This is a genomic window from Actinacidiphila guanduensis (assembly GCF_900103985.1).
Classification (GTDB): Bacteria; Actinomycetota; Actinomycetes; order Streptomycetales; family Streptomycetaceae; genus Actinacidiphila; species Actinacidiphila guanduensis.
This window is the reverse complement of sequence record NZ_FNIE01000004.1, coordinates 541,539-567,052: the sequence shown is the minus strand read 5'-3', so window position 1 is coordinate 567,052 and position 25,514 is coordinate 541,539. Positions and strand designations below refer to the sequence as shown.

Below are 25,514 nucleotides of genomic sequence, written 5' to 3'. Positions count from 1 at the left end.
GCGGGCACCCGGTTTTCCCGCCGCTCAGGACCGCGGGTCCGCCGCGAGGGTGTCGGCGACACTGGCCGCGAAGAGCGCGGTGCCGGCGCCGCCGCGGGGGTGGACGTGGTCGATCCACAGCAGGTCCTGGTGCGCCTGGATGGTGTCGTACCAGTCGTCCACCAGCACCTGCGGGTGGTCGTGGCGGTAGTCCAGGACGACGTTGTTCACCGTGTCCTGCCAGGAGAAGGGCCCGCGCACGGTCATCAGCACCATCCGCCGCTGCCCGATCACCGAGCGGATGTGGTCGAGCACGTCCGCGCCGAACTCGGCGTTGGTGCCGAGCGCCAGCACCACGGTGCCGCGCAGCTCGTGCCGGGCGAGGAGCTGCGCGCAGATGCCGGGCGCGTCCTCCATCATCCGGCCGACCTCGGCGTGCAGGTCGATGCCGGGCAGTACGCGGTGCAGGTCGGGCGCGGAGCCGAGGCTGATCGAGTCGCCGATCATCGTCACGTCGCTGCCGTCGGCCTTCGCCTCGCCGCCGCCGTCCGCCGGCGGGGCCGCAGACGCGGTCGCCGCGGGCGCGGAGGCTCCGGGCTGCGCGGATGCCCCTGCCGAGGGGCCGGGCGGGGCCGCGTGGCCGGTGCCGGAGCGGCCCGCAGGCGCGCGGCCGTCGTCGTGGGACAGCGCGGCCTCGTACCTGGCCGCGGCCCGCAGCTGGTTCTGCAGCGCGCTGGGCGCCGACACCGGGCTGACCACCAGCGCGGCGACCGCGGCCAGGCCCGCCACCGTGGCGATCGGCACCGCCGAGCGCGGCCGTCCTGTCGCCGGGCGCGGCCGCCGGACCAGGCCCGCCACCGGCCGCTGCACCAGGCGCCGCCCGGCCACCGCGAGCGGCAGCGGCGCCAGGATCTCCACGGCCCGCACCGGCGCGCCCGCGGTGGGCCACAGCGCGTTGCCCGCCACCACCAGCGGCCAGTGCCACAGGTAGAGCCCGTAGGAGTGGCGGCCCAGCACCCTCGGCACCGACCGCTCCAGCAGCCGCGGCGGCGCGCCGAGCGCGCACGCGGTGCACACCACCGCCGTGGCGAGTGCGAGGGCGGAAAACCCCCACCCGTACATCGCCGCGTCCCCGAAGCCGCCCACCGCGAGGACGGCGAGCACCACCAGCGCGGCCCGTGCCGCCATGACGCCGCGGCCGGGCAGCAGGGCGGCGGCTTTGCGCAGAGCCGGCAGCAGCAGTGCGGTCGCGCACCCGGTCAGCAGGGCGCCGCTGTGGGAGTCGGTGCCGAAGTAGGCCCGCGACACGCCCGAGGCGCCGTGCGCCAGCTCGTGCATGCGCCACAGCGAGGCGGCCGCGCCCGCCGCGGCCGCGGCGCCCAGCAGGCCGCGCACCCAGCGCTTGCCGCGCCCGGCGGCCAGGCACGCGGCCAGCACCAGCGGCCAGACCAGGTAGAACTGCTCCTCGACGCTGAGCGACCACAGGTGCTGCAGCAGCGGGGGAGTGCCCAGGTGGTGGAAGTAGTCGGCGCCCTCGTGGATCTGCCACCAGTTGTTGACGAACGCCAGGCAGGCCAGCGCGTCCCCGCGCAGCCCGTCGCCGATGCCGGTGCCGTCGCCGGCGGTGAGGCGGGCGGCCACCGCGCAGGCCAGCAGCACCAGCAGCAGCTCGGGCAGCAGCCGTACGGCCCTGCGGCGCCAGAAGCCGCCGAGCGCGATCCGGCCGGTGCGGGCGTGCTCGGCGAGCAGCAGGTGGGTGATGAGGAAGCCGCTGATGCCGAAGAAGACGTCCACGCCGACGTAGCCGCCGGGCAGCCAGCGGGCGTCGACGTGGTACGTGATCACCGCCGCGACGGCGAGCGCGCGCAGCCCGTCCAGCCCGGCGAGCCGGGCCCTGCCGGGTACGGCCGGCCCCGCCGCCGTCCCGTCGGTGCGATCCGGTTCGGGCACGCGTGGCCTCCTGTTGTCCCTGTCGGCGAGTCGTCCTGTGGGCGCGCTGGACAACCACACCGTAGGAAGGGGGTGTGCGGGGGCGCGCGGGGCGACGCGGGGGAAGGGGCCGAGTGAGTTAACGGATCATCTGAAAATCACCCGCATGTCTGACGCTGCATCAGAGGCGGGGGTCGGGTGTGTTCAGTGGCGACTCGGGTGCGCGGTGTGACGACCGCCCGGCTCGGCCGGGTCGTGGGATCCACCGGGCCGGGCGGGAATGCGCGGGGGAGCCGTGCCGTTGACGAGGGTGCACATGATAACCGTTACGTGAGCTGACGAGAGAGGGGTGGCCGCGATGGCCAGCAGCGAACTGCGTCCGGTGGTGAAGCTCCGCTCCACCGCAGGGACCGGGCACACCTACGTGACCCGCAAGAACCGGCGCAACGACCCCGACCGGCTCGAACTGCGCAAGTTCGACCCCGTGGCGCGCCGCCACGTGATCTTCCGCGAGGAGCGCTGACCGCGGCGTACGCGCCCCGGCACGCACCCGATCCGGCGACAACGAGAGGACGTCCTCCCATGAAGCACGGCATCCACCCCGAGACCCGTCCCGTCGTCTTCCGCGACAAGGCGGGCGGCTCGGCCTTCCTCACCCGCTCCACCGCGTCGAGCGACAAGACGGTGGTCTGGGAGGACGGCCGCACCTACCCCGTCATCGACGTGGAGGTCTCCTCGGCGAGCCACCCGTTTTACACGGGCCGCTCCCGTGAACTCGACACGGCCGGCCGCGTCGAGCGCTTCCGCCGCCGCTACGGCCGCGGCTGATCCCCCGCACGGCCCCGTAAGCCAAGAGCCCGCAGCAGGCACCCCTGCTGCGGGCTTTTTTGTGCAAGGGGGTTCCGCGTGGGCGGTGCGGGTGCGGCTCCCGCCGCGGGGGTTCCTGTGTGCGGCCGGGTTTCGGTCTGCTGTGGCTGGTCGCGCAGTTCCCCGCGCCCCTTCGGGGGCGTGTCTGCCCTACGCGGGCGGATCCCGGCCGCAGGCCGGTGGGCGGGCAGGGGGCCACCTGCCCGCGGGGGTTCCTGTGTGCGGCCGGGCTCCGGTCCGCGGTGGCCGGGCGCGCAGTTCCCGCGCGCCCCCAACGGCAACCCATCTGCCCCGCACAGCCCGATCCCGACGGCATGCCGGCCGGCAGCAGCGGCAACCCGCCGCAGGGGTTCTCGTGCGGGGCCGGGGTGCCGTCCGCTGGGGTGGGGGCGCGGTTCGCGCGGGGCTTCGGGGGTCTGGTCCGGTGAAGGCGGCGGGCTATTGCTTGGTGGGGTGGGTGGTGAGGGTGGAGAGGGCGGGCAGGGTGAGGGCGAGCCAGGCGGCTGCGAGGAGCCAGGAGCCGAGGATGTCGGTGGGCCAGTGGACGCCGAGGACGACGCGGCCGGCGCCGACAGCCAGTACCCAGAAGCCGCACACGGCGAGGCCCGTGGCGACCGCGGCCCGTGGGGCCCCGCTGCGTACGGCGGCCCAGCCGAGCAGACCCGCGGCGAGCGCGGCGGTCGTGGCGTGCCCGGAAGGGAAGGAGTAGTCGGCCGCGCCCGTCGCCCATGCGGAGACCGGCGGGCGGGGCCGGGCGAGCGCGTCGGTGGCGAGGATGCGGAGGCCCTGACCGGTGACGAGTACGGCGACGGCGGCCGTCGCGGCCAGCGCCTCCTTGCGGGCGGAGGCCGGCCGTGGGCAGGCGGTCCACCCGGCGAGCATCGCGGCGGCGTACGGGAGCGGCCCGGTGCCGGTCGTCGTCATGAACCGCGCCGCGGCGTCCACCCCGCCCCCGCGGTGCGCGGTCACCCAGTCGAGTACCTCGCGATCCGGCCAGACGGTGCCGCCGCCCTCGTCCACGGCCCACGCGAGCCCGACAAACGCGAACGCGGCAAGGGTGAACAGCGCGGCGGACCACAACGGCCAGGCATGCACTCCCCTCGCGACACCTGGGCGCGGCCACCACCGGGCCACGACGCCCACATGCGCGGCCCCCTTCCCGCTCATTGACCGAACCACCACCCCCACCGCCCTCCTTCCACCACCGTCCGTCTACAACCCTGTAGACGTTAACCCGGACCCTACCGTTCCCCCACCCGAAAACCGCCCTTCGCCCCCACCCGACCCCGCCGCCGGAGCACGAAACCCCCTGCGCCGCCCGCACCGCCCACCCCGCACCCCGTATCGGTCCGTGTAGGACAGATGGGTTCCCACAAGGAGCGCGGGGAACTGCGCGACCGGCCACGGCGGTCCGAATCCCGGCGGTGTACGGGAACCCTTGCGGCGGGTGGCCGCTGCCCGCCGACCGGCCTGCGGTCGGGATGGGGCTGTGCGGGGCAGACGCGCCCCCGAGGGGGCGCGGGGAACGGCGCGCCCAGCCACGACGGTCGGGAGCCCGGCGGCGTACGGGAACCCCCGCGGCGGGTAGCCGCTGCCGCCGACCGGCCTCGTGGCCGGGATCGGTCCGTGTGGGGCAGATGGGTTGCCGCGAGGGGCGCGGGGAACGGCGCGCCCAGCCACGACGGTCGGGAGCCCGGCGGCGTACAGGAACCCCTGCGGCGGGTGGCCGCTGCCGCCGACCGGCCTGCGGCCGGGATCGGGCTGGATGGGGCACCCGGGTTCCCGCAAGGGGCGCGGGGAACTGCGCGCCCAGCCACCGCGCTCGCGGTACCCGGCCGCGTATGGGAACCCCTGCGGCGGGCCGCCGCCCTCGCCCCGCGCCCGCGGAACCCGGCGGCCCAAAAGAACCCCTGCGGCGGGTAGCCGCCCCCGCCGCGCCCCCGGTGGGACGCCGCGCCAGAATGGGCGGCGTGAGTGAGTCTCGGGACACCGTTCCCCGCGATGGCGCCCCCGTAGGGGAAAACGGTGGCACCCCCGTAAGAGAAACCGGTGGGGACCCGTTCGCCGCCGACTGCGGCAACTGCTTCGGGCTCTGCTGCGTCGTCCTCCCCTTCACCGCCTCCGCGGACTTCGCCGCGGACAAGGCAGCCGGGCAGCCCTGCCCGCACCTGGGGGCGGACTTCGGCTGCGGGATCCACGCGCGGCTGCGCGCCGACGGGTACCGCGGCTGCACCGTGTTCGACTGCTTCGGGGCGGGACAGAAGGTCTCGCAGGTCACCTTCGGCGGCCGGGACTGGCGTACGTACCCCGGCACCGCGCGCCGCATGGGCGAGGTGTTCCGCGTGATGCGCGCGCTGCACGAGCTGATGAGCTACGTGCGCGAGGCCCTGGAACTGCCCGCGGCCCGGCCCGTTCACGCGGGGCTGCGCCGTGCGCTGCGGGAGACCGAGGAGCTGACGAGGAGCGACCCGGACACGCTGGCCGCCGTGGACCCCGACACCGTGCGCGGCGCCGTCAACCCGCTGCTGCTGGAGGCGAGCGAACTGGCCCGGGCCGCCGCTGTACCGGGCGGACGCCGGCGGAACCACCGCGGCGCGGACCTGATGGGCGCCCGCCTGAAGGGCGCCGACCTGCGCGGGGCGAGCCTGCGCGGCGCGCTGCTCGTGGCGGCCGATCTGCGCGGCGCGGACCTGCGCTCGGCCGACCTCATCGGTGCCGACCTGCGGGACGCGGACCTGCGCGGCGCCGACCTGACCGGTGCCCTCTTCCTCACCCGGCCCCAACTCACCGCCGCCCGCGGCGACTCCACGACGCTGCTGCCGCCGCACCGCGGCCGGCCCGCGCACTGGACCCGGTAGATCCGCCCTCACCCGGCGGGCGCCAGCTCCTTGCCGTACCAGACCTCCATGTACGGGCCCGTGCAGTAGGCCGGTATCTCCCGGTAGCCGCAGCCGGCGTACAGCGCGCGGGCCTCGGTCAGGTCGAGGCGGGTGTTGAGGACCATGCGGCGGGCGCCGAGCGCGCGGGCGGCGTCCTCGAGGGCGGCGAGCAGCAAGGGGGCGCCGCCGGTGCGGCGGTGGGCGGGGCGGACGAACACCCGGGTGAGTTCGGCCCGTTCGGCGTCGAGCAGCAGGACACCCCCGCACGCGGCCGCCGTACCGGCCCGGCGGCCGACGACGAACGCGCCCGTGGGCGGGGCGAGTTGCTCCACCCCGTCACCGCGCAGCCCGCCGTCGACCTCCTCCGCCGTCGCCGGCCGCTTCCAGTACCGCCCGGCCACCTCGGCGTAGTAGGCGCGGCGCAGCGCGGTGGCGTCGGCGGTGTCGAAAGGCTCGGGGCCGAAGGTCCAAAACGTCATGCCCCTTTCTGTAGCCGAGCCCCGCGGCCGCCGGCCACCGCTTTTGGGCCCGCCGCGGCCACCGCCGCACGCGCCCCGCGGCCCCGGATGCCATGATGGTCGCGCTCCACCGCCCCCCGAAGGGACACCACCGCACGTGCCCGAGCCCACCCCGACCTATACGCAGTTCGCCAGCCCCGACCTCATCGAGGCCATCGTCTACGGCGGCCACGACGCCGGCGACGACCCGAACTGGCCCGGCTCGGGCGCCCCGGACCAGGCCGAGTACGCGACCTGGTGCCGGCACATGTGCGGTGTCGCCTGCCTGGCGACGGCCCTGCACCACCTCGACGGCCGAACGCCCGCCCTGTTCGACCTGCTGGCCGGCTGCCGCAAGCACGGCGCCTACACCGTGGACGCCGACGGCGAGATCCACGGCCTGATCTACGACCCTTTCGCCGCCTACGTCCGCGCCGAACTCGGCCTGGACGCCACCGTGCACCGCCACCTGCCCGTCGCCGGCCTGCTCGCCGAACTCGACCGCGGCAGCCTGGTGATGGCCTCCGTGCACAAGGAGATCCGCCGCCCGGACGGCCCCGCGCCCGGCCGCGGCGGCGGCCACCTCGTCCTGGCCACCGCCCACGACGGCGGCGACATCCTCTTCCGCAACCCCTCCGGCCACACCCCGGCCGCCCGCACCGCGCGCCTGCCCGCCGGGCGCTTCGCGGACTTCTACGCCGAGCGCGGCATCGCGCTGCGCCGGGCGGCGGTCACGGGGTGAGAACGAGGCGGCCGCGGGCCGTGTGGTTCTCCATCCGCTCGTGCGCCATCGCCGCCTGCTCCAGCGGGAGCAGTTCGACCTCGACGTCGGCCAGCCCCGCCGCCACAGCCTGGAGGGCGGCGGCCGCGCCGGGGGCGACGGCCTCGGGGCGGGCGGGGATGTAACCGCCGGCGTTGAAGCCGGTGACGGTCGCGTTGGCCTGCCAGACGCGGTTGCCGTCGAGCCGGTGGCTCCAGTCGCCGCTGGCGTTGCCGACCAGCAGCAGCCGCCCGAAGGGGGCGAGCAGGTCGAGGCTCTGCTCGCGGACGAGGCCGCCCACGGGGTCGACGATGACATCGAACGTCTCGCCGCCGAGGGCACCGGGCAGCTCGGCGGAGTCCACGACGGCGTCGTACGGCAGCTTCGTCGCGGCGGCCGCCGCCATCCGGGACGAGCGGACCGTGCCGACCACCCGTGACGCGCCGAGCTGCCGTGCGATGCCGGGGAAGGCGGCCGCGAAGGCGCCCAGGGCCCCGTGGACCAGGACGCTCTCGCCCGCCGCCATGCGGACCGCGCCGGTGAGGGCGGCGTGCGCCATGATCGCGTTGGGGACGACGGCGACGGCGAGCGCCGGGTCGATGCCGTGCCCCTCAGTGGAGATGACGCGCGCCTGGTCGCCGACGTAGACGGAGGCGTAGCCGCCGGTCCCGTCGGTGGACAGGGCCACCACGTGTTCCCCGACGGCGAGCGAGGTGACGCCCTCGCCGAGCGCGCGCACGGTGCCGGCCACCTCGAGGCCGGGGACGTAGGGCGGCCGCGCCAGCCCGGGCACGTCCTTGAACAGCCCCTGCCGCAGATAGGCGTCGATGAGGCCGACGCTCGCATGGGTGACGTCGATCACGACCTGGCCCGGGCCGGGCTCGGGGTTGGCCAGCTCGACGGGCACCAGGACATCCGGCGCGCCGAAGCGGCCGGCCTGTACGGCCTTCATGAGGGGTCCCTTCGTCGTTAACGCACCTCGTGATGCGTTACGCCGAACGTACCACCGCGGGCGCGTTAGCGCATCTTCGGGTGCGTTAGGATTGCGGGCATGCAGAGGGCCCGCTCGGTCGAGGACAAGACGCGCCGCTCGGAGGACCTGCTGAACGCGGCCGAGGAGCTGGCCCGCGAACTCGGCGGCGTCCGGTACGTCACGCTGGCGCCGGTCACCGAGCGGGCCGGCCTGCACCGCACCGGCGTGCGGCGCTACTACGCCAGCAAGGAGGAACTGCTGCTGGAGCTGGCCGAGCGCGGCTGGTACCGGTGGCGGGACGCGGTCGCCGCCGAGGTGGCCGGCCGCAGCGGGCTCGGCCCCGCGCAGACCGCGCGGGTGGTGAGCCGCACGCTCATCGCCCTGCCGGTCTTCTGCGACCTCATGACCCATGTGCCGCTCAGCCTCGAAGGCGACGTCGACATGGAGCGGGCCCGCCGCTACAAGACGAACGCCTTCGCCGCGCACGACGAGATCGTGGCCGCCCTGGAGCAGTCGAGCACATTGACGGCCGAGCAGGTCACGAGTCTGCTGGCGACGGCGATCATCCTGGCCGCGGGCTTCTGGCAGGTCTCGCACCCCACTCCGAGCCTGGCCGCCCTCTACGAGCAGGTGCCGCGCTGGGGTCACGTCGCCCTTGACTTCGGCCCCCGCCTGGAGCGCTCCCTGACCGCCTTCGCCCTCGGCCTGACCTCGCCCGAGCTGGCCTGAGCTGCGCCGGGCCGGTCCGAGCCTCTTTCGGGCCGGTCCGGCTGGTCCGCCCTCGCCCGCCCTGGCCGACCTGGTCCGACGTTGCCCGGTGCCGCCTGATCGGGCCTCGGGGGCCGGGCTCAGCCCTGCCGCTCGCGTCCGTTTTACGGGGATACGCAACCAATAGCCGTATCAGCAGCAATTAAGCGGACATCGCATTACTTATCGTGCACACCGATGATTGGCTACGCTATATCGTCCGCACGTATTCCCGGAACGCCCGGCCTTTTCCCCGCACCGACGTGATGCACATCATAGGACCTAAATCACCTACGAAGGTGCTTAGTTCCGGGAACCGACGCGGCTCCGCCTGCGTCACCGGCCCGATCGGGCCCACGCGGCCGCTTTCTACTAAGCAGCTTCGGATATCGGTGGATTGTCGGCCGAATTCCCTGCTGCTAACAATGTGCTCGCCGCAGCGCACCGTTGGAGAACGGCGGAACTGATTGACATGGGGGATCGGCGACTGCGGACAAAGAAATCCGAGAACGAGGTCCGCACCATGCCCAAGCACGCTTTCAAACGCCCGGCCACCACCCGTCTGCGCTCGGCGCGCGGCGCCCTTGTCGTCGGCACCTTCGCCGCGCTTTCCTGCGCGGCGCTCTCCGGCACGGCGCACGCCGCCGCCCCCGAGACCGCCACCGCCTCCGCCGGCACCACGCCGCACACCACCACGGCCGCGAAGTCGCCGCGCACGTACACCGTGAAGCCCGGCGACACGCTCATCCACATCGCCCGCTCCCAGCAGGTGCGGGCCGGGTGGCGCGCCATCGCCCACCTCAACCGCATCGAGAGCCCGTACATCATCCACCCGGGCCAGGTGCTCAAGCTGCCGACCTGGCACCACGCGCGCCCCGGCTCGGCCACGGCGTCCTCGTCGTCCTCGACGGCGAGCGCGTCCACCGCCTCCGCCACCACGAAGTCCTCGGCGACCACCGCCACCCAGGCCGCCGTGACCACCAGCACCGCGACCTACACCGACGACCTCGACGGCTGGATCAAGCACTCGCTCGCGATCATGGCCCAGGACGGCATTCCGGGTACCTACAACGGCATTTACCGCAACATCATGCGGGAGTCCTCCGGAAACCCGAACGCCATCAACCTCTGGGACTCCAACGCCGCCGCCGGCACCCCCTCCATCGGCCTGCTCCAGGTGATCCAGCCGACTTTCGACGCCTATCACGTCGCGGGTACGTCGGAGAACATCTACGACCCGGTCGCGAACATCACCGCCGCGTGCAATTACGCCTACCACGTGTACGGTTCGATCGACAACGTCAACGGCCCTTACTAGGCCGCCCACTTCGGCCGCGGAATTCCACCGCACGGAGCACCGAGGGCTCCCCGTACCGCAGTTGCGCGGTCGGGGAGCCCTTTTCCCTGCCTCCGCGGCCTCTTGTGGCGCCCGCACCCTCCGGTGCTGTCAGCCTGGACTGACGGCGCTGAATCTGTCAGTCTGGGCTGACAGACATCGATCGGGGGGCGGCCATGCGCTGGCGAGGGATCAACTACGACGTGGGCATCGAGTTCGGCAGCCACCACTCCCGGCCGGACTTCGATCCGGCGCTCACCCGGCGGGAGTTGACGGTGATCAGGGATGAACTGCACTGCAACGCCGTCCGGATCTCCGGCACCGCTCCCGAGCGGCTGGCCACCGCCGCCCAGCACGCGCTCGACCTCGGACTGGAGGTCTGGCTCTCGCCCCACCTGCTCGACCACCCGCCCGCGCAGACCCGCGACCACCTCGTCGAATGCGCCCGCCGCGCCGAGCAGTTGCGCGGCGCCGGCCCCGACCTGGTCTTCGTCACCGGCTGCGAGCTGACCCTGTTCATGACCGGGATCATGAAGGGCCGCGACTTCATGCACCGCATCCGCAACCCGTTGAGCCTGCTGCGGCTCAAGGCCCTCGGCACCCACAACAAGCCGCTCAACGCCTTCCTCCACGAGACCGCCGACGCCGTGCGCGAGGTCTTCGGCGGGCCGCTCACCTACGCCTCCCTGCCGATCGAGGACGTCGACTGGAGCATCTTCGACATCGTCGGCATCGACTACTACCGGGGCCGGCAGAACCGCGCGGTCTACGGCGAGTCGCTCGCACCGCGCCTCGCTCTCGGCAAGCCGGTCGCCGTCACCGAGGTCGGCCTGTGCGCCTATCGCGGCGCCGAGGACCGCGGCGCCCGCGGCTTCATGATCGTGGAGCAGACCCGCACGCCGCCCGGGCTGCGGCTCGGCGGCGACTACGTCCGCGACGAAGCCCTCCAGGCGGGCGAACTGGTCGACATGCTCGGCATCCTGGAGTCGGCCGGCGTCGACGGCACCTTCGTCTTCACCTTCGCCACCCCGACCCTGACCCGCAGCACTCTGCCCCGCATGGACCTCGACCTCGCCGGATACGGCCTCGTCGCCACTCACGGTGAGCCCGGCGCGGCCACCCGACCCGGCTTCCCGTGGCAGCCGAAGCGCTCCTTCCACGCGGTGGCCGACTTCTACGGGGGAAGGGCCGGCACGGCCGGCTGACCGCAGCGGCGAACGACGAGGAGGCCCGTACGCGACGCGGCCGTGCGCCCGAGGAGTGGCCTCAGCTCCTGGCGTCCGCCGTGCGTGACGGGTCCGCGCCCCAGGAGGCGAGGATGCGCAGCGCGTTGTCCTCGGGGCTGCCGGGCTCGGCGGTGAGCACCACGAAGGTGAGGTCGGGGTCGTCCGGGGCGGTCCAGGTGTCGCAGTCGAGGGTCAGCGGCCCGACGACGGGGTGCCGGAAGCGCTTGCGGCCCCGGCTCGCCTCCGACACGATCCGGCCGTCCCACCACGCGCGGAACTCCGGGCTGCGCGCGGTCAGTTCGCCGACGAGGGCGGCCAGCCGCCGGTCGTCCGGGTGGCCCGCGGTCTCCCTGCGCAGGCGGGCCGCGCTGACCCGCCCGGCCTCCTCCCAATCGGGGAAGAGGCTGCGACTGGCCGGGTCGAGGAACAGCAGCCGCGTGTAGTTGCGCTCGGCCGGGGCCAGCCGGCCGAAGTCCTGGTAGAGGGCGGCGGCCGCGGCGTTCCAGGCGAGGATGTCGTTGTAGCGGCCGAAGATCATCGCGGGGCAGTGGCCCAGGGCGTCCAGCATCCGCTGCGCCGAGGGCGGCAGGCGGTGCACGGCGGGGCGACGGCGGGTGGCGGGCGCCTTCCCGGCGAGTTCGTGCAGGTAGGCCCGCTGCCCCTCGTCCAGCCGCAGCGCCCGGCCGAGCGAGGCGAGCACGGTGCCGGACGCCTGGAGGCGGCCCTGCTCGATGCGGGTGTAGTAGTCGACGCTGATCGTCGCCAGGCGCGCGACCTCCTCGCGGCGCAGCCCGGGGACCCGCCGGACGGTCCCGTCGTCGTCGAGGCCGACCGCCGCCGGGGTCAGCTCGGCGCGGCGCGCCTTGAGGAAGGCGCCGAGCTCGGCACGGGACGAGCGGGGGCCGTTGCCGGGGTCGCTGCTGGAGGCCGGATCGCGCATACCTGCCAGTGTCCCTCGCGCGAGGGGTCCGCGGGGGGCCGGACCGCCGTAGGTGAGGGGGAGAAAACCTTCCCCGGCACGCGGCCTCCCAGGAACGAACCGGCCTCTGCCGGGCGGCGCCGCCCGCGCGCAGGGTGGAGGGCATGCGAACCGATGTGACCTTCACCAGCGCCGGGATCCCCCTCGCCGGCCACCTGTACCTTCCCGACACCGCCGCGGCCGGGCCGCTGCCCGCGATCGTCGTCGGCCACCCCGGCAGCGGCGTCAAGGAGCAGACCGCCGGCGTCCACGCCCGGCACCTCGCCGACGCGGGTTTCGCGGCTCTGGCCTTCGACGCCGCCTACCAGGGCGAGAGCGGCGGCACCCCGCGCGGCGTCGAGGACCCCGCCCAGCGGGTCGAGGACATCAAGAACGCCGTCTCCTTCCTCGCCACCCACCCCGGCATCGACCCCGAGCGGATCGGGGCGCTCGGCATCTGCGCCTCGGGCGGCTACGTGGTCCCCGCCGCCGTCACCGACCACCGCGTCCGCGCGGTCGCCACCGTCAGCGCGGTGGACATCGCCCTGGCGAACCGGCTCGGCGCGGACGGCCGCCAGGACCCCGCGCTCATCCAGGGCGCGCTCGACGCGGCCGCCGCCGCCCGTACCGCCGAGGCCGCCGGGGAACCCGTCCGGATGGTGCCGATCTTCCCCGCCACCGAGGAGGAGGCCCGCGCGGGCGGACAGCACGTCTTCGACGGCTGGGAGTACTACTGCACCGACCGCGGCGGGCACCCGCGCTCCGCCAAGGAGTTCACCCTCACCAGCGTCGACCGGATCGTGAACTTCGACGCCTTTCACCTCGTCGGCCTGCTCGCCCCGCGCCCGCTGCTCATGGTCGTCGGCACCGAGGCGGTCACGGCGTGGATGTCCGAGCGGGCGATCGAGCAGGCCCGCGGGCCCAAGGAACTCCACCGCATCGAGGGGGCCACCCACGTGGACCTCTACGACCGCCGCGTCCCCGAAACGGTGGCCGCCCTCGTCCCGTTCTTCACCCGCCACCTGACCGCGACCCGAACGGCCGCCTAGCGGCGGGGAATCGGCGGCACCGACCAGGGGGAGCGTCACCCGCGGGTGGAAAACACGAAAGGCAAGGAGAGGGAACTCCTTGCCACTCTCAACCTATAGCGCACCGGGGGCCTTGCGGCAAGGCCCCCGTGGAGGCGCACAATCGGCGGCTCGGGACGGGGAACGAGAGGGAGCCGTAGGGTGCGTGTGCTGCTGACGACGTGGGGATCGCGCGGGGACGTCGAGCCGCTGGCCGGGCTGGCGGTGGCGCTGCGGGAGGCGGGGGCGCAGGCGCGGGTGTGCGCCCCGCCCGACGAGGAGTTCGTGGAGCTGCTGGCCCGCGCCGGGGTGGAGTCGGTGCCGCTCGGACCGCCCGTGCGCTCGGTGGTCGTCGGGAAGCGGCCGACCGCGCAGGACGCCTTCCGGCTCGCCCCGGCGCTGGTGGCCGCGCGGTTCGACACACTGACCCCGGCCGCCGCGGACTGCGACGTGCTGCTCGCCACCGGCCTGATGCCGGCCGGGGCCCGCGACGTGGCCGAGAAGCTGGGCATCCCCTACGTACTGGCCTGCTTCCACACCCTCGGACTGCCCTCGCGGCACTCCCGCCCGGGCGCCCGGCCGGGAACCCCCTCCCCGGAGGGCGAGACCGACAACCGCACGCTGTGGAAGCAGGACGCCGACCGGGTCGACGCGCTGTACGGCGACGCCCTCAACAGCCACCGGGCGGCGATCGGCCTGCCCCCGGTCTCAGGCGTCCGCGACCACGTCCTCACCGAGCGCCCCTGGCTCGCGGCCGACGCGACGCTGTGCCCGGCGCAGGGCATGACCGACCTCGACGTCGTGCAGACCGGCGCCTGGCTGCTGCCCGACGAACGCCCGCTGCCCGAAGGGCTGGAGGCGTTCCTGGACGCCGGCGAGCCGCCGGTGTACGTGGGCTTCGGCAGCATGGCCGCGTACGCCCCGGACGGCATCGCGCGCACCGCCGTCGAAGCCGCCCGCGCGCACGGGCGCCGTGTGGTCCTCGCCCGCGGCTGGGCCGAGTTGGCCCCGATCGACGACGCGGCTGACTGCTTCGCCGTCGGCGAGGTGAACCAGCAGGCCCTCTTCCGCCGGGTGGCCGCCGTCGTGCACCACGGCGGCGCGGGCACCACGACAGCCGCGGCCCGCGCGGGGGCGCCCCAGGCGGTGGTCCCCCTGATCGCCGACCAGCCGTACTGGGCGGCCCGCGTCGCCGAGTTGGGCATCGGAGCGGCCCACGACCGCCGGACGCCGACCGCCGACTCCCTTGCCGCCGTGCTCGGTTCGGCTCTGAGCCCTGTGGTGCGGGCACGGGCCGCGGTGGTGGCGGGCACCGTCCGCACCGACGGGGCCGCGGTGGCCGCGAAGCTGCTCATCGAGGAGGCGGGTAAGGGCGGTACGTCCGTCCGTACGTGAACCGGCCGCGGTCGCGGGGCGGTTGGGTGGCGCGAGGGGCCGCTTTCACGGAGCCTCGGAGCCGGGTGGCTGTCGTGGACCCGGGCACGGGCTCGGTCTCACCCGTCCCGGTCCCAGGCTCTGTTGTGCGCATCCCCGTCCCGGGGCCCGTTTCGACAAGTCCCGGCCTTTGGCTCGCTCTTGCGGACCCGGACCCGGACCCGGACCCGGAGGTGGAGGTGGAGGGGGAGGGGGAGGGGGAGGGGGAGGGGGGATGTGGAGGTGGACCCGGACGCGTTACCTGGGCTCACGGTGTCAGGACGATCCTGCCGAACACCTCGCCCGCGTCCATGGCCCGGTGCGCCCGCGCGGCCTGCGTCAGCGGCAGCACCTCGTGCACGACGGTCCGCAGGTCGCCGCGGGCGGCCTCGGCGAACTGCGCGGCGCGTACGGCCTGCCGGTCGGCGAGGGGCACCGCGTCGGAACTGAAGGTGGCGAACGACAGCGACTTGCGGAAGGCGGTCATCAGCCGCATCCCGAAGTCCGCAGGCGGCTGCCCGCCGACGACGCCCACGGCAACGTACCGCCCGCTCGGGTTCAACCGGTCCAGGTAGTCGAGGAGTTGCGGGCCGCCTACGACGTCGAACACCACGTCGTAGCCCGAAGGCGCGTCCGGGCCGCCCGATCCTGAGCGGTCCAGGACGTGGGTCGCGCCCAACTCCCGCAGGCGGGCCCCGCGTTCCGCCGAGGAGGTGGTGACCGCCACCGCGCCCGCCCCCGCCCTGGCGGCGAGTTGGACCGCGGCGATGCCGAGGCTGCCCGCCGCGCCCCGCACGAGCACCGCCTCGCCCGGTGCCGCCCGTGCGCGGTGCAGGGCGAAGTGGGCGGCCACTCCGGAGCCGCCCAGCGTCACCGCGGCGGCGCCGCTCAGTCCCTCCGGCAGTGCCAGGATTTCCCCGACCGAGGCGACGGCCTGCTCGGCGTACCCGCCGGACAGCCCGGTGAACGCCCACACCCGCCGCCCCAGCCACATGGGGTCCACACCGTCTCCCACCGCGGTGACGCTCCCGGCGACCTCGCTGCCCAGCAGATGCCCCTCCCGGAAGCCGTAGCCGGCCAGCGTCCCCCGGCGGATCACGGCGTCCACGCCGCCCACCCCGATCGCCTCCACGGCGATCAGCACCTGCCCCGGCCCGGGCGCGGGCGCGGCGGCGTCCACGACCTCAAGACCGTCCGGGCTCCCGAACGACCTGATCACAACGGCTTTCACCTGGGCTCCTCCCTCGGGCGCGGCCGCGGCCGCCCCAGTGCCTCGGTGGCGCCCACCGGGTGGCGCCACCGCCCCCGGAACGTAGCGGACGCCCCCGTCCGGTTGGCTAAAGTGAGAGGCGATGACCGACCGTTTGCCTCGGACCGCGCGCGCCGACGCCCGCGACAACCGGGCCCGCATCCTGGCCGCCGCCCGCACGGTGTTCGGCGAGGAGGGCCTGGCCGCGCCCATGCGCGAGGTCGCCCGCCACGCGGGAGTCGGCCCCGCCACCCTCTACCGGCACTTCCCGACCAAGCCGGACCTGATCGCGGAGACCTTCGCCGAGCAGCGGCGGGCCTGCCACGCCGCCGTCCGCGACGCCCTCGCCGAGCCCGACGCCTGGCAGGGCTTCTGCGGCCTGATCGAGCGGATCTGCGAACTGCACGCGCACAGCCGCGGGTTCGCCGACGCCTTCATGGCGGCCCACCCCGGGGCCATGGACTTCGCGGCCGACCGGCAGCGGACCCTGCGCGCCGTCGCCGAACTGGCCCGCCGCGCCCAGGGGACCGGCCGGCTGCGCCCCGGCTTCGTCGTGGACGACCTGGTCCTGATGCTGATGGCCCACCGCGGCGTCCAGGACGCGCCGCCCGCCGCGCGGCTCACCGCCTCCCGCCGCTTCGCCGCCTACGCGATCGAGGCGTTCCGCGCGGCCCCGGCCCCGAGCGCCCCGATGCCCCCGGCCCCCCGCCTCCACCTGGCCGGATCATGAGCCCGACGCGGCCGCAGACCGAGACCGCGCACTTCTGGCAGCCCGCCGCACTGCCCGGCGTGGACCTGCTGCGGGCGCGCTACATCGGCCACACCTTCGGGAAGCACACCCACGACGGCTACGTGCTGGCGGCCATCACCGGCGGGGTGGAGGCGTTCCACTACCGGGGCGGGCTGGAGGTCGCCCCGGCCGGCAGCGTCGCGCTGGTGGAACCGGACCGTGTGCACACCGGTCACGCCGGGGTGGCCGGCGGGTGGAGCTACCGCGTGCTGTACCCGGGGGCGGACCAGGTCGCGGCCGTCGCCGCGGAAATCGGGGCGGCGCCGGGCACACCGGGGTTCGCCGCGGCCGTCGTGGCGGACCCCGAACTGGTCGGGCTCATCGTGCGGACCCACCGGTCCGCCGAGCGCGACCAGGCGCTGGCCGCCGGGACCTTCCTCCGCCTCGCGCTCGCCCGGGCGGTGCGCCTGCACTCCTCGCAAAGATTCACAAGGACCGCGCCGCAGGCGGGGCGGGAGGCCGCGCGTGCGGCCCGGGACCTCCTCGCGGCGCGGCTCACGCAGCCGCCGGCACTGGAAGAGCTGGCCGCGGCGGTCGGCACCAGGCCGTTCCCGCTGCTGCGGGCCTTCCGCGCCGCCTACGGGCTGCCACCGCACGCCTGGCTTACACAGCACCGGGTGCGGACCGCCCGCGGCCTGCTCGACGCCGGTGAGCCGCCCGCGGCCGTGGCCGTGGCCGTCGGATTCGTCGACCAGGCACACCTGACCCGGCACTTCCGCCGGATCGTCGGCGTTCCTCCGGGCGCCTACCGCCGGGCGCGCCGGACCGCGTGAGCAGAGCGACGCCGCCTGCGGATTCGCGGGTCGCGGCGTCCGGCGAGGGAGGCGCCCGGCGTCCTCGTTCCGGTCGGTCGCGCGCGGTGCGGCGGGGGTCAGGGGCAGGACCTCTTGCGGTCGACGGCGGCCGTTGCGCGCGCGGTGGCGGCGAGTTCGGCGAACCGGCCGGCCAGGTTGCCGATGACCTCGGGGCGCAGCCGGTAGTACGTGAAGCGGCCGCAGGGTTCGGTGTCGACGACTCCCGCCTCCCGCAGCACGCGGAGGTGGTTGGAGAGGTTGGTCTGCCGGGCGCCGGTCTCCTCGACCAGGTGCGTGGTGCACAGGGTCTCCTGGGCGAGCAGGGTCACGATCCGCATCCTGAGCGGGTCCGCGAGGACGCGCATCAGGTCAGGGTCGGCTGACGTCATCATGGGCTGATACCGTCACATCAGTGGCGGCTGATGGCATCGGTTCCCGAAGCTCACGGGCCTGCTGCGCCGTCCGGAAGCCGCCGCACCATCCGAACGGAAGAGACCCGCCCATGCCCGACAAGCCGTCCGTGCTGTTCGTCTGCGTTCACAACGCCGGCCGGTCCCAGATGGCCGCCGCCTGGCTGACCCGCCTGGCCGGCGACCGGGTCGAGGTCCGTTCCGCGGGCTCCACCCCGGCGGACGAGGTCAACCCCGCGGTGGTCGAGGCGATGCGCGAGGTGGGCATCGACATCTCCGCCGAGACCCCGAAGATCCTGACGGCGGACGCGGTCCGCGAGTCGGACGTATGCGTCACGATGGGCTGCGGCGACACGTGCCCCGTCTTCCCCGGAAAGCGCTACCTGGACTGGCAGTTGGACGACCCGGCAGGCCAGGGCGTCGAGGCGGTGCGGCCGATCCGGGACGAGATCAAGACCCTGGTCGAGGGGCTCGTCGCGGAGATCGCACCGGCGTCGTGAGGCACGCGGGAACGGTGACCGGTTGCCGCGGGTCGGGGGACAGGGCGGTGCGGGGGACGGGCGGTACGGGGGTGACTGCCGCCGTGGCCGCGGGGTCGAAGCAGCGCCCCGACGCTGCGACTTGGGCCGTACGGTTTGCGGCTTGCTGTCTTGGGCCCGCGCTTTACGCGTCGGCGCTCAGCATCCCGGACATCGCCCCCAGCGCCGAAGGGGTCACGCGGTAGTAGACCCACGTGCCGCGGCGCTCGGAGGTGAGAAGGCCGGCCTCGCGGAGGCGCTTGAGGTGGTGACTGACGGTGGGCTGGGAGACGCCGACGTCGGAGATGTCGCAGACGCACGCCTCGCCGTCCGGATGCGAGGCGATCTTCGAGAAGAGCCGCAGCCGCACCGGGTCGCCGAGCGCCTTGAACATCGCCGCCATCAGCTCCGACTGCTCGACGGAGAGCTCCTGGCCGACCAGGGGCGTGCAGCATGCCTCGACCGGTGACCGGGCCGGCTCCCGCAGCTTCGACATGCGTCTATGTTGGCACCGGGCCGCGAGGAACGCCAAAAGCCCTCTGGCCGGGTGATCGCCTACCGGATCGCTGATCAGCTTGTATAGATGATTCTCGAAGTTGCCCTTCCTTGTCCTTGGTGCCATGCTGGCCTGAGGGCACATCGATGAACGTCGAATCAAGCATCGACCCGAGGGGAAACCGTGATGGACGCGGATGCCGCCGAGCTGCGAACCGAGCCGTCGACCCAGCCGTCGAGCGAACTGCTCGCCGAGCCGCCCACCGTCGTGATCGGGGCGGGACCTGTCGGTCTTGCAGCGGCCGCCCACCTGGTGGAGCGCGGTGAGGACGTGGTGGTGCTGGAGGCCGGTGCCGCCGCCGGGGCGGCCGTGCGCGAGTGGGGTCACGTACGCCTCTTCTCGCCCTGGTCCGAGCTGACCGACCCCGCGGCCGAGAAGCTGCTCGCCCCCACGGGATGGGTCCGGCCCGACGGTTCGGCGTACCCCACCGGCGCCGACTGGGTCCGCGCCTACCTCCAGCCCCTCGCGGACGCGCTCGGCGCCCGGGTGCGCTACGGCTCGCGCGTCACGGGCGTCTCGCGCAGCGGACGGGACCGCGTGGTGGACGCCGACCGGGAGCGGCAACCCTTCACCGTCCACGTCGAGTCGGCCGGCGGCGCGGAGCAACGGCTCCTGGCCCGCGCGGTGATCGACGCCTCGGGCACCTGGTCGCTACCGGCCCCGCTCGGCGCCGACGGCCTGCCTGCCCTCGGTGAACGCGCGGCGGCCGACCGCGTCTCGTACCGCGTGCCGGACCTCGACGACCCGGCGACCAGGGCCCGTTACGCCGGGAAGCGGATCGCCGTGGTGGGCTCGGGCGCGTCCGCCTTCACCGCGCTGTCCTCCTTCGCGGAACTGGCCGGGCAGGAGCGCGGCACGCACACCGTGTGGGTCCTGCGCCGCGGGATCGGCGGGAGCACCTTCGGCGGCGGCGAGGCGGACGAGCTGCCCGCGCGCGGAGCCCTCGGGCTGCGGGCGAAGGCGGCCGTGGACAGTGGCCATGTCGAGGCCGCAACCGCCTTCCGCACGGTCGCGGTCGAGCGCGAGGGCGACCGCCTCGTGCTGGTCGCGGAGGACGGCCGCCGGCTGGACCCCGTCGACGAGGTCGTGGTCCTCACCGGCCTCCGCCCTGACCTGTCCTTCCTCGCCGAACTACGGCTTGCCCTCGACGAGCGTCTGCAGGCACCCCTGGCCCTCGCCCCGCTGATCGACCCCAACCAGCACTCGTGCGGCACCGTTTCCCCGCACGGAGTCCGCGAACTCTCCCACCCCGAACAGGGCTTCCACCTCGCCGGGATGAAGAGCTACGGCCGCGCCCCGACCTTCCTCGCCCTCACCGGATACGAGCAGGTCCGCTCGATCGCGGCGTCGATCGCGGGCGACCAAGAGGCGGCGGAGCGAGTCGAGTTGACCCTGCCGGAGACGGGCGTCTGCGGTGGGGCCGGGCTCTACGGCGAGGAGGGCGCGGGTGGCGGTTGCTGCGCGGCGCCCGCGACCCTGCAGATCGGCTTCGGCGTGCCGTCGACGGCGGGCGGCGGTTGCTGAGCGGCGGTGCTCGGGGGTAGCGTTCCAACCTGCTCTCGAGCGACGGCACTTGAGCCCTGACCGAGGGGCGTTGGTGCGGGGGACGTCGCCTCGGCCGCAGGCGGTAGTTCTCGGCCGGCCCGCAGGCGTCACGTCACGTCGCGTCGTGGAAGACGAGCCCCAGTGTGTGGCGGCGCCCTCCGCGAACGGTGCTCACGCCGTGGCGCATCGGGCCATTGGACCAGCCCCTCTTGGTGGCGACAGGCCGGTCGCGCGTGGTGAAGACCAGGGCGTGGCCCTGGGGGAGCGTCGTGGCCGAGGCCCTGGACTGTGCCCGGGGCCGCTGCTCCGTCATGATGAACTCGCCGCCGGTGAAGTCCGCTCCGGGCACGTCGAGGCCGATGACGACCTGGAGCGGGAAGAACATCTCGCCGAACACGTCGCGGTGCAGGGCGTTCCAGTCGCCGGGCCCGTAGCGCAGCAGGATCTGCGCGGACCTGTCCTGCCCCGCTTCGTGGCACATCGCCGTCCACTCCGCGAGGCTGTCCGGCCACGGCGCCGGCCGGCCCAGCTTCCCGGCCCAGTCGCGGGCGATCGGCAGAACCGGCCTTCGGAGAGCGGTACTTGCGATCGGCGCTGATGCTCTTACGCCATGCCGGACGGGTTCACCAGCCAGTCGGGCCGGCGAGCCGACCAACCCGCGCGCCGTGAGAGCCGATTCGGTGCGCGGCCCTTATGCCCGCGTGGTGAGCAGGCTGGCCAGGAGGCGCAGGCGTTCCTCGTCCGGGGTTCCCGCTTCTGCTGTGTACGTGATCAGGACGGGGCCCGGCGCGCCCGGGACGGGGTACGCGTCCCAGTCCAGGGTCAACTCGCCGACCAGGGGATGGTCGAGGCGCATGCGGCCGCGGGTGGTCTCCGACACGTCGTGGCGTGCCCACAGCGTGGCGAACTCGTCGCTGTGGACGGCGAGTTCGCCGACGAGTTCGATGCCGCGCGGGTGGCTGGGGTCCGCCGCGACCTGCGTGCGCAGCATCGCCGTCAACTCGGCGACCGTCGCCGTCCGGTCCGCACAGGACCGGTCCGCCTCCGGGTGCAACAGCAGCTTGAGCAAGTTGCGTTCGGCCCGGGGGAGCCGGGCGAACTCGTCCAGCAGCACACCCGCCAGCGGGTTCCACGCCAGGACGTCCAGGAAGCGGCCGACGACCATCGTCGGCGTCGTCATGGTGTGCAGCAGCCGCAGCGTGGTGGGAGGAACCTCCTCCGGCTCGTGGTGGCGGGGAGCACGGGCAGGCGTACGAGCGGCCGCCGCGAGCGTGTGCAGGTGCCGGGTCTCCTCCGCGGAGAAGTTGAGCGCCCGCGCGAGAGCGTCCAGGACCTGCTCGGAGGGCCGCACGTCGCGTCCCTGCTCCATCCGCTGGTAATAGTCCGAGCTCACCCCGGCCAGCAGCGCCAACTCCTCACGCCGCAGCCCCGCGACACGCCGCCGCGGTCCCGGTTCGAGACCGACGTCCCGCGGCAGCACCCGAGTTCGACGGGTACGCAGGAACTCCGCCAGCTCCCGGCGTGGATCGTCGCTCAAGGCGGCCAGAGCGGTTGAGGCAGTCGGATTTTCCGTGCCCGCCGAACCAGGCGGGGCGGTCGGACCGGCCGCGGCAGCCGAAGCGCTCGCGGTTGCCGAAGTGTTCAAGGCCGCCGAACTGCTCGAAGCGGCCGAACCGCCCGCGGCAGCGGTCGGGGCCACCGAACCGCTCGCGGCACCCGAAGTGCTCCGGGCCACCGAGGTGTTCGGGTTGTTCAAGGAGCCGGAAGCCGTCGGGAAACGGGAGTCGTCGGTCACGGCGCCAGTATGCCGCGCCCCCGGCTCGCGAAGGTGGGTCTGCCGGACCCAGGAAAAGCGCAACGACCCCGCCGCCCCTCGTAGCGGGCAGCATCGGAGTCACCCCAGCCGCCACGGAAGGAAACGACAATGAAGGCTGTCCAGTTCATGAGCTACGGCGCCGCCGACGTCCTGCGGATCAACGAGGTCGACCGCCCGGCTCCCGCCGCCGGCGAGGTGCTCGTGGCGGTCGAGGCGTCCAGCGTGAACGGGCACGACGTGATCGTCCGTTCGGGCGGCCTCAAGATGGTCTCGGGCCGCCGGTTCCCGATCGGCGTGGGGCTGGACTTCGCCGGTGTCGTCGCCGACATCGGTGCGGGCGTGGCGGGTTACCGGGCCGGCGACCGGGTGTGGGGCACCGTGCACCCGCGGCAGCGGCACACCACCGCCGGCGCGGCTGAGTACGTCGTGGTGGCCGCGGACCGCCTCGCGCCCATGCCCGCGGGCCTCTCGCCGGTGGAGGCCGCATCCCTGGTCGTCGCAGGCACCACCGCGCTGATCGCGCTGCGCGACAGCGTGCAACTCGCGGCAGGGGAGCGGGTATTGGTCCGGGGAGCGGCCGGCGGTGTCGGTACGGCCGCCGTGCAGCTCGCCCATTCGATGGGTGGCCACGTCACCGCTCTGGCCCGCGACCGCCACGCCCACATCCTCACCGCCCTCGGCGCCGACGAGGTCCGCGACTACGGTTCCACCACCTCCGACCAGATCGGGCCCTTCGACGTCATCCTCGACACCGTCGGTACCGAACTGCACTGCTACCGCGGACGGTTGACCCGGACCGGCCGCATGGTCACCGTCGGGCTCTCCGGTCCCGCCCTGGCCGCGATCGCCGCGTCGAGCGTCCACGGCTCCCGCCGCATCCGCACCTTCAGTGCCAATCCCGACACCGCGATGCTCCGCGACCTGGCCGCTCACGTCGACTCGGGCGCCCTGCGCCCCGTCATCGACGGCGTCCACCCCCTCGCGGACGCCCCCGCTGCCCACCAGGCGTTCGAACGGGGCGGCGTGGTGGGCAAGCAGGTGATCGAGGTGGCGGCGTAGAGCGCGTCCCGCCAAGGCCCGCCCACTCGGTGCACCCGGACCTCGCCAGGGTCCGCCGCGCGGTACGGCATGGCCTCGGTATGTCCCGATCGCTGGGTGCGAGCCTGGCGGCGGCACGGTCTGACAGCTCGGCGTAGCCGGACTTGGGCTTCGGTGCGCTCGCTGGGTCGGCCCGGTCTCGGAGCCCCCGATCAGTCGGTGCGGCTTGGCCTCGGCTGGCCTGGCCGCTCGGTACGGCCTGGCCTCGGCGTGGCCCGCCCGCTCGGCCCGACCTCGGAGCGGGCCGATCACCCGGCGCACCCCGCCTGCGGGACCGCGCCCCCCCGGCTGTGCGATCGCCCGCCTGCTGCACTTTGCCCGCCCGGCCAGCCCCGCCCCCTATCCGGTCGGCCGTACTCCACCGGCCGCGGCCGTACTCCACCGGCCGCCGCCGCACTCCGCCGGCCGACAGCGCCCGCGGCAGCCCGCCGCTTCGCGCCCCCCTACACCCCGTCGCACCCGCAGCATCCCGCCACGTCGCCCCCACCCATCCCACCGCGCCCCCGCACCCCACCCCAACTCACCCTCGTCACCCCCCACCCCGTTGTGGTCCCCCGCCCCGTTGCGAAAGCATGGTCCCCGGCTGGGCCGCTTCTGGGCCGCTTCTGGGCCGGTGGAGGGGAGGCAACGTGGGGGACGACGACTCGGCCGCCGAGCTGCGGCGCCGCGCCGGCGTGCTGCGCGACGCGGCGCGCCGGGCGCGCAACGCGGCGGCGGGGCTGGGCACTTACCTGGACGGGCCGGTGAAGAAGGCGTCCGCGACGGGCAAGGACCAGATCTGGAAGGGACCCTGGGCCGAGTCCACGACGAAGACGCTGAGTTCGCGCAGCAGCACCCTGCACACGATGGCTGCCGACCTGCTCGCGGACGCCAAGCGCTGGGTGACCGAGGCGGGCAGGCTCGAGGACCGGGCCAAGGACGCCGACAAGAAGGGCGGCCACTGATGGGCTTCTCAGGCTTCGACCCGGACAAGGTGACATCTCTCGGGTCGGACCTGAAGAAGGCCGGCGACGGCGCCGCCGCCCTGCACCGGTCCATCGGCGCGATCCTCGCCGACGCCCAGGGCGCGCTGGACCCGGGGGTGAAGGCCACCACCAACCCGCAGTTGGAAAACGTGCTGCGGACCTCGGCCGGCAACGGCGTGCTCAAGCCGAACGCCCCCGTCCCGGCCGGCGCCGGGCTGCCGGGGTCACTCGGCCCCGAACTCGACGGCGTCGCCCGGGAGATCACCCGACGGCTGGCGCTGTTCGACAAGGCCAGGCAGCCGCACGCGTTCGGTGACGGCCTGTCCCCGGTCGACGCGTTCAACGGCATCACCACCCGCGCGAAGCCGCAGCCGAAGCCCAAGAAGCGCCCCTGGTGGAAGAAATGGGTGCTGGACCCGCTGGAGGACGCCGCCTACGACGTCGCCAACGTCATGCACGTGGTGTGCAGCCTGGAGTCGCTGAAGGCCATAGGGGAGACGGCCCTGGGCATCGGCCTGCTCTTCCTGGGCGCGGCCGGCGAGATCGGCGGCGGCGCGCTGGACATCACCGTCGTCGGCGCGGGCGTCGGTCTGACGCTCAACGTCGGGGGCGTCGTCGCGATCACCGGCGGCGGCGCCCTGGCGGCCAAGGGCCTCGGCGACTTCATGAACGCCATGGCCAACGGCGACTACAACGCCTGGAGCCGGGACCGCCGCAAAGGGCCGCAGCCGAAGCAGCCGCGCGAGGCCGACCCGCTGAAGGACGAGGGCTACGGCGGCCACGGCGTCACCAAGCATGTCGGCCGCAGCGACCAGCAGCTGGGCGACCGCCTCGCCCAGGAACCGGGGGTCCAGGAAGCCTCGACCTTCGAGAAGACCGGCGACGCCCAGCGCTTCTCCCAGCAGGCGATCGACGCCAACAAGCAGCAGGTCAGCAACTGGCTCACCGGCGCCAAGGAGGGCAGCACCAAGGAGTTCACCCTCAAGGACACCGGCGAGGTGACCGGCCGCGCCCTGTCCAGGACCGACTGGCGCGACGGCACCGGCTCCCGGCCGGTCAACGGCGTGCAGGTCGTGCTGCGGGCCGATCCCGACGCGCCCGGCGGCTACTACATCCTCACCACCTACCCCGTAGGCTGACCT

Annotated in this window: 26 protein-coding genes and 1 pseudogene; 17 read left to right on the top strand and 10 right to left on the bottom strand. The window is 74.2% G+C overall.

Features of this window, described 5'->3' with window-relative positions; translation table 11 throughout:
* Window positions 1-24: 24 nt before the first annotated feature.
* Entirely contained in the window at window positions 25-1,929 is a 1,905-nt protein-coding gene (locus tag BLR33_RS11385) for an acyltransferase family protein (RefSeq protein ID WP_176930222.1), read from the bottom strand.
* A 337-nt stretch (window positions 1,930-2,266) separates the two neighbouring features.
* Between BLR33_RS11385 and rpmG the strand changes: the two genes are divergently transcribed.
* A complete protein-coding gene (gene rpmG / locus BLR33_RS11380) occupies window positions 2,267-2,431 on the top strand; it encodes a 50S ribosomal protein L33 (protein WP_093784319.1) in 165 nt (54 codons plus the stop codon).
* Between the two features lie 59 nt (window positions 2,432-2,490).
* Window positions 2,491-2,736, top strand: a complete 246-nt coding sequence (locus tag BLR33_RS11375; RefSeq protein WP_093784212.1) for a type B 50S ribosomal protein L31 — start codon at window positions 2,491-2,493, stop codon at window positions 2,734-2,736.
* Window positions 2,737-3,213: 477 nt separating this feature from the next.
* Here the strand turns inward: BLR33_RS11375 and BLR33_RS11370 are convergent, their stop codons facing one another.
* On the bottom strand, window positions 3,214-3,870 hold the full coding sequence (locus BLR33_RS11370; RefSeq protein ID WP_143031677.1) for a phosphatase PAP2 family protein: 657 nt from the start codon (window positions 3,868-3,870) through the stop codon (window positions 3,214-3,216).
* 866 nt (window positions 3,871-4,736) lie between these two features.
* Between BLR33_RS11370 and BLR33_RS36920 the strand changes: the two genes are divergently transcribed.
* Window positions 4,737-5,633: a pentapeptide repeat-containing protein gene (locus BLR33_RS36920; protein WP_093784210.1), complete on the top strand. Its 897-nt coding sequence runs from the start codon at window positions 4,737-4,739 to the stop codon at window positions 5,631-5,633.
* Between the two features lie 8 nt (window positions 5,634-5,641).
* Here BLR33_RS36920 and BLR33_RS11360 read toward each other — a convergent pair whose 3' ends face one another.
* Window positions 5,642-6,133: a GNAT family N-acetyltransferase gene (locus BLR33_RS11360; protein WP_093784209.1), complete on the bottom strand. Its 492-nt coding sequence runs from the start codon at window positions 6,131-6,133 to the stop codon at window positions 5,642-5,644.
* A 136-nt stretch (window positions 6,134-6,269) separates the two neighbouring features.
* Between BLR33_RS11360 and BLR33_RS11355 the strand changes: the two genes are divergently transcribed.
* On the top strand, window positions 6,270-6,893 hold the full coding sequence (locus BLR33_RS11355; protein WP_093784208.1) for a C39 family peptidase: 624 nt from the start codon (window positions 6,270-6,272) through the stop codon (window positions 6,891-6,893).
* Here BLR33_RS11355 and BLR33_RS11350 read toward each other — a convergent pair.
* Window positions 6,883-7,863 carry a quinone oxidoreductase family protein gene (locus tag BLR33_RS11350; RefSeq protein ID WP_093784207.1) on the bottom strand — a complete coding sequence of 327 codons (981 nt, stop codon included), beginning with the start codon at window positions 7,861-7,863 and terminating at the stop codon, window positions 6,883-6,885. The genes BLR33_RS11355 and BLR33_RS11350 overlap by 11 nt on opposite strands.
* 99 nt (window positions 7,864-7,962) lie before the next feature.
* Between BLR33_RS11350 and BLR33_RS11345 the strand changes: the two genes are divergently transcribed.
* The 3 genes from BLR33_RS11345 to BLR33_RS11335 all read left to right on the top strand — a co-directional run bounded on the left by BLR33_RS11345 (window position 7,963) and on the right by BLR33_RS11335 (window position 11,172).
* Window positions 7,963-8,613, top strand: coding sequence for a TetR family transcriptional regulator (locus BLR33_RS11345; protein ID WP_107408870.1), 651 nt, complete (start codon window positions 7,963-7,965; stop codon window positions 8,611-8,613).
* A gap of 541 nt (window positions 8,614-9,154) precedes the next feature.
* Complete coding sequence (locus BLR33_RS11340) at window positions 9,155-9,949, top strand: LysM peptidoglycan-binding domain-containing protein (protein ID WP_093784206.1); 795 nt, start codon at window positions 9,155-9,157, stop codon at window positions 9,947-9,949.
* Window positions 9,950-10,143: 194 nt separating this feature from the next.
* Window positions 10,144-11,172 (top strand): hypothetical protein, encoded by a 1,029-nt coding sequence (locus BLR33_RS11335; protein WP_093784205.1) that lies wholly within the window; start codon window positions 10,144-10,146, stop codon window positions 11,170-11,172.
* A gap of 61 nt (window positions 11,173-11,233) precedes the next feature.
* On the opposite strand, the gene BLR33_RS11330 is transcribed toward BLR33_RS11335, so the two are convergent.
* Entirely contained in the window at window positions 11,234-12,133 is a 900-nt protein-coding gene (locus BLR33_RS11330; protein ID WP_093784204.1) for a helix-turn-helix domain-containing protein, read from the bottom strand.
* 143 nt (window positions 12,134-12,276) lie between these two features.
* Between BLR33_RS11330 and BLR33_RS11325 the strand changes: the two genes are divergently transcribed.
* Both BLR33_RS11325 and BLR33_RS11320 read left to right on the top strand, forming a co-directional pair.
* Entirely contained in the window at window positions 12,277-13,200 is a 924-nt protein-coding gene (locus BLR33_RS11325) for an alpha/beta hydrolase (protein WP_093784203.1), read from the top strand.
* 180 nt (window positions 13,201-13,380) lie between these two features.
* The gene (locus tag BLR33_RS11320) at window positions 13,381-14,613 is read left to right on the top strand and encodes a glycosyltransferase (RefSeq protein ID WP_093784202.1); all 1,233 of its coding nucleotides are present in this window, start codon (window positions 13,381-13,383) and stop codon (window positions 14,611-14,613) included.
* A 286-nt stretch (window positions 14,614-14,899) separates the two neighbouring features.
* Here BLR33_RS11320 and BLR33_RS11315 read toward each other — a convergent pair whose 3' ends face one another.
* Window positions 14,900-15,862: a zinc-binding dehydrogenase gene (locus BLR33_RS11315; protein ID WP_093784201.1), complete on the bottom strand. Its 963-nt coding sequence runs from the start codon at window positions 15,860-15,862 to the stop codon at window positions 14,900-14,902.
* Window positions 15,863-15,983: 121 nt separating this feature from the next.
* On the opposite strand from BLR33_RS11315, the gene BLR33_RS11310 reads away from it, so the two are divergent.
* Both BLR33_RS11310 and BLR33_RS11305 read left to right on the top strand, forming a co-directional pair.
* Entirely contained in the window at window positions 15,984-16,610 is a 627-nt protein-coding gene (locus tag BLR33_RS11310; RefSeq protein ID WP_093784200.1) for a TetR/AcrR family transcriptional regulator, read from the top strand.
* Window positions 16,607-17,443 (top strand): AraC family transcriptional regulator, encoded by an 837-nt coding sequence (locus tag BLR33_RS11305; protein ID WP_093784199.1) that lies wholly within the window; start codon window positions 16,607-16,609, stop codon window positions 17,441-17,443. The genes BLR33_RS11310 and BLR33_RS11305 overlap by 4 nt, the downstream gene beginning before the upstream one ends.
* A 98-nt stretch (window positions 17,444-17,541) precedes the next feature.
* On the opposite strand, the gene BLR33_RS11300 is transcribed toward BLR33_RS11305, so the two are convergent.
* Entirely contained in the window at window positions 17,542-17,856 is a 315-nt protein-coding gene (locus BLR33_RS11300; protein ID WP_093784198.1) for an ArsR/SmtB family transcription factor, read from the bottom strand.
* A gap of 110 nt (window positions 17,857-17,966) precedes the next feature.
* On the opposite strand from BLR33_RS11300, the gene BLR33_RS11295 reads away from it, so the two are divergent.
* Window positions 17,967-18,374 carry an arsenate reductase ArsC gene (locus BLR33_RS11295; protein WP_093784197.1) on the top strand — a complete coding sequence of 136 codons (408 nt, stop codon included), beginning with the start codon at window positions 17,967-17,969 and terminating at the stop codon, window positions 18,372-18,374.
* Between the two features lie 163 nt (window positions 18,375-18,537).
* Here the strand turns inward: BLR33_RS11295 and BLR33_RS11290 are convergent, their stop codons facing one another.
* Window positions 18,538-18,888 carry an ArsR/SmtB family transcription factor gene (locus tag BLR33_RS11290; RefSeq protein WP_093784196.1) on the bottom strand — a complete coding sequence of 117 codons (351 nt, stop codon included), beginning with the start codon at window positions 18,886-18,888 and terminating at the stop codon, window positions 18,538-18,540.
* A gap of 186 nt (window positions 18,889-19,074) precedes the next feature.
* On the opposite strand from BLR33_RS11290, the gene BLR33_RS11285 reads away from it, so the two are divergent.
* A complete protein-coding gene (locus tag BLR33_RS11285; RefSeq protein ID WP_093784195.1) occupies window positions 19,075-20,472 on the top strand; it encodes an FAD-dependent oxidoreductase in 1,398 nt (465 codons plus the stop codon).
* Between the two features lie 133 nt (window positions 20,473-20,605).
* On the opposite strand, the pseudogene BLR33_RS11280 reads toward BLR33_RS11285, so the two are convergent.
* Window positions 20,606-21,061 (bottom strand): annotated as a pseudogene (locus BLR33_RS11280) (2OG-Fe(II) oxygenase); the annotation flags it as partial.
* A gap of 123 nt (window positions 21,062-21,184) precedes the next feature.
* On the bottom strand, window positions 21,185-22,030 hold the full coding sequence (locus tag BLR33_RS11275) for a helix-turn-helix transcriptional regulator (RefSeq protein ID WP_093784193.1): 846 nt from the start codon (window positions 22,028-22,030) through the stop codon (window positions 21,185-21,187).
* A gap of 34 nt (window positions 22,031-22,064) precedes the next feature.
* Between BLR33_RS11275 and BLR33_RS34715 the strand changes: the two genes are divergently transcribed.
* From BLR33_RS34715 to BLR33_RS11260, 4 genes are all read left to right on the top strand, one after another.
* Window positions 22,065-22,421, top strand: coding sequence for a hypothetical protein (locus tag BLR33_RS34715; RefSeq protein WP_143031676.1), 357 nt, complete (start codon window positions 22,065-22,067; stop codon window positions 22,419-22,421).
* Window positions 22,418-23,368 carry an NAD(P)-dependent alcohol dehydrogenase gene (locus BLR33_RS11270; RefSeq protein ID WP_093784192.1) on the top strand — a complete coding sequence of 317 codons (951 nt, stop codon included), beginning with the start codon at window positions 22,418-22,420 and terminating at the stop codon, window positions 23,366-23,368. The genes BLR33_RS34715 and BLR33_RS11270 overlap by 4 nt, the downstream gene beginning before the upstream one ends.
* A 668-nt stretch (window positions 23,369-24,036) precedes the next feature.
* Window positions 24,037-24,351 (top strand): hypothetical protein, encoded by a 315-nt coding sequence (locus BLR33_RS11265; RefSeq protein ID WP_093784191.1) that lies wholly within the window; start codon window positions 24,037-24,039, stop codon window positions 24,349-24,351.
* On the top strand, window positions 24,351-25,511 hold the full coding sequence (locus BLR33_RS11260; protein ID WP_093784190.1) for an RNase A-like domain-containing protein: 1,161 nt from the start codon (window positions 24,351-24,353) through the stop codon (window positions 25,509-25,511). Before BLR33_RS11265 ends, BLR33_RS11260 begins: the two co-directional genes overlap by 1 nt.
* Window positions 25,512-25,514 lie beyond the last annotated feature (3 nt).

Coding starts and splice junctions, on each gene's coding strand:
- BLR33_RS11305 (WP_093784199.1), top strand. CDS start 16,607: ATGAGCCCGACGCGGCCGCAGACCGAGACCGCGCACTTCTGGCAGCCC.
- BLR33_RS11340 (WP_093784206.1), top strand. CDS start 9,155: ATGCCCAAGCACGCTTTCAAACGCCCGGCCACCACCCGTCTGCGCTCG.
- BLR33_RS11290 (WP_093784196.1), bottom strand. CDS start 18,888: ATGTCGAAGCTGCGGGAGCCGGCCCGGTCACCGGTCGAGGCATGCTGC.
- BLR33_RS11330 (WP_093784204.1), bottom strand. CDS start 12,133: ATGCGCGATCCGGCCTCCAGCAGCGACCCCGGCAACGGCCCCCGCTCG.
- BLR33_RS11310 (WP_093784200.1), top strand. CDS start 15,984: ATGACCGACCGTTTGCCTCGGACCGCGCGCGCCGACGCCCGCGACAAC.
- BLR33_RS11325 (WP_093784203.1), top strand. CDS start 12,277: ATGCGAACCGATGTGACCTTCACCAGCGCCGGGATCCCCCTCGCCGGC.
- BLR33_RS11260 (WP_093784190.1), top strand. CDS start 24,351: ATGGGCTTCTCAGGCTTCGACCCGGACAAGGTGACATCTCTCGGGTCG.
- BLR33_RS11335 (WP_093784205.1), top strand. CDS start 10,144: ATGCGCTGGCGAGGGATCAACTACGACGTGGGCATCGAGTTCGGCAGC.
- BLR33_RS11360 (WP_093784209.1), bottom strand. CDS start 6,133: ATGACGTTTTGGACCTTCGGCCCCGAGCCTTTCGACACCGCCGACGCC.
- BLR33_RS11285 (WP_093784195.1), top strand. CDS start 19,075: ATGGACGCGGATGCCGCCGAGCTGCGAACCGAGCCGTCGACCCAGCCG.
- BLR33_RS11270 (WP_093784192.1), top strand. CDS start 22,418: ATGAAGGCTGTCCAGTTCATGAGCTACGGCGCCGCCGACGTCCTGCGG.
- BLR33_RS11375 (WP_093784212.1), top strand. CDS start 2,491: ATGAAGCACGGCATCCACCCCGAGACCCGTCCCGTCGTCTTCCGCGAC.
- BLR33_RS36920 (WP_093784210.1), top strand. CDS start 4,737: ATGGGCGGCGTGAGTGAGTCTCGGGACACCGTTCCCCGCGATGGCGCC.
- BLR33_RS11345 (WP_107408870.1), top strand. CDS start 7,963: ATGCAGAGGGCCCGCTCGGTCGAGGACAAGACGCGCCGCTCGGAGGAC.
- BLR33_RS11295 (WP_093784197.1), top strand. CDS start 17,967: ATGCCCGACAAGCCGTCCGTGCTGTTCGTCTGCGTTCACAACGCCGGC.
- BLR33_RS11300 (WP_093784198.1), bottom strand. CDS start 17,856: ATGATGACGTCAGCCGACCCTGACCTGATGCGCGTCCTCGCGGACCCG.
- BLR33_RS11350 (WP_093784207.1), bottom strand. CDS start 7,863: ATGAAGGCCGTACAGGCCGGCCGCTTCGGCGCGCCGGATGTCCTGGTG.
- rpmG (WP_093784319.1), top strand. CDS start 2,267: ATGGCCAGCAGCGAACTGCGTCCGGTGGTGAAGCTCCGCTCCACCGCA.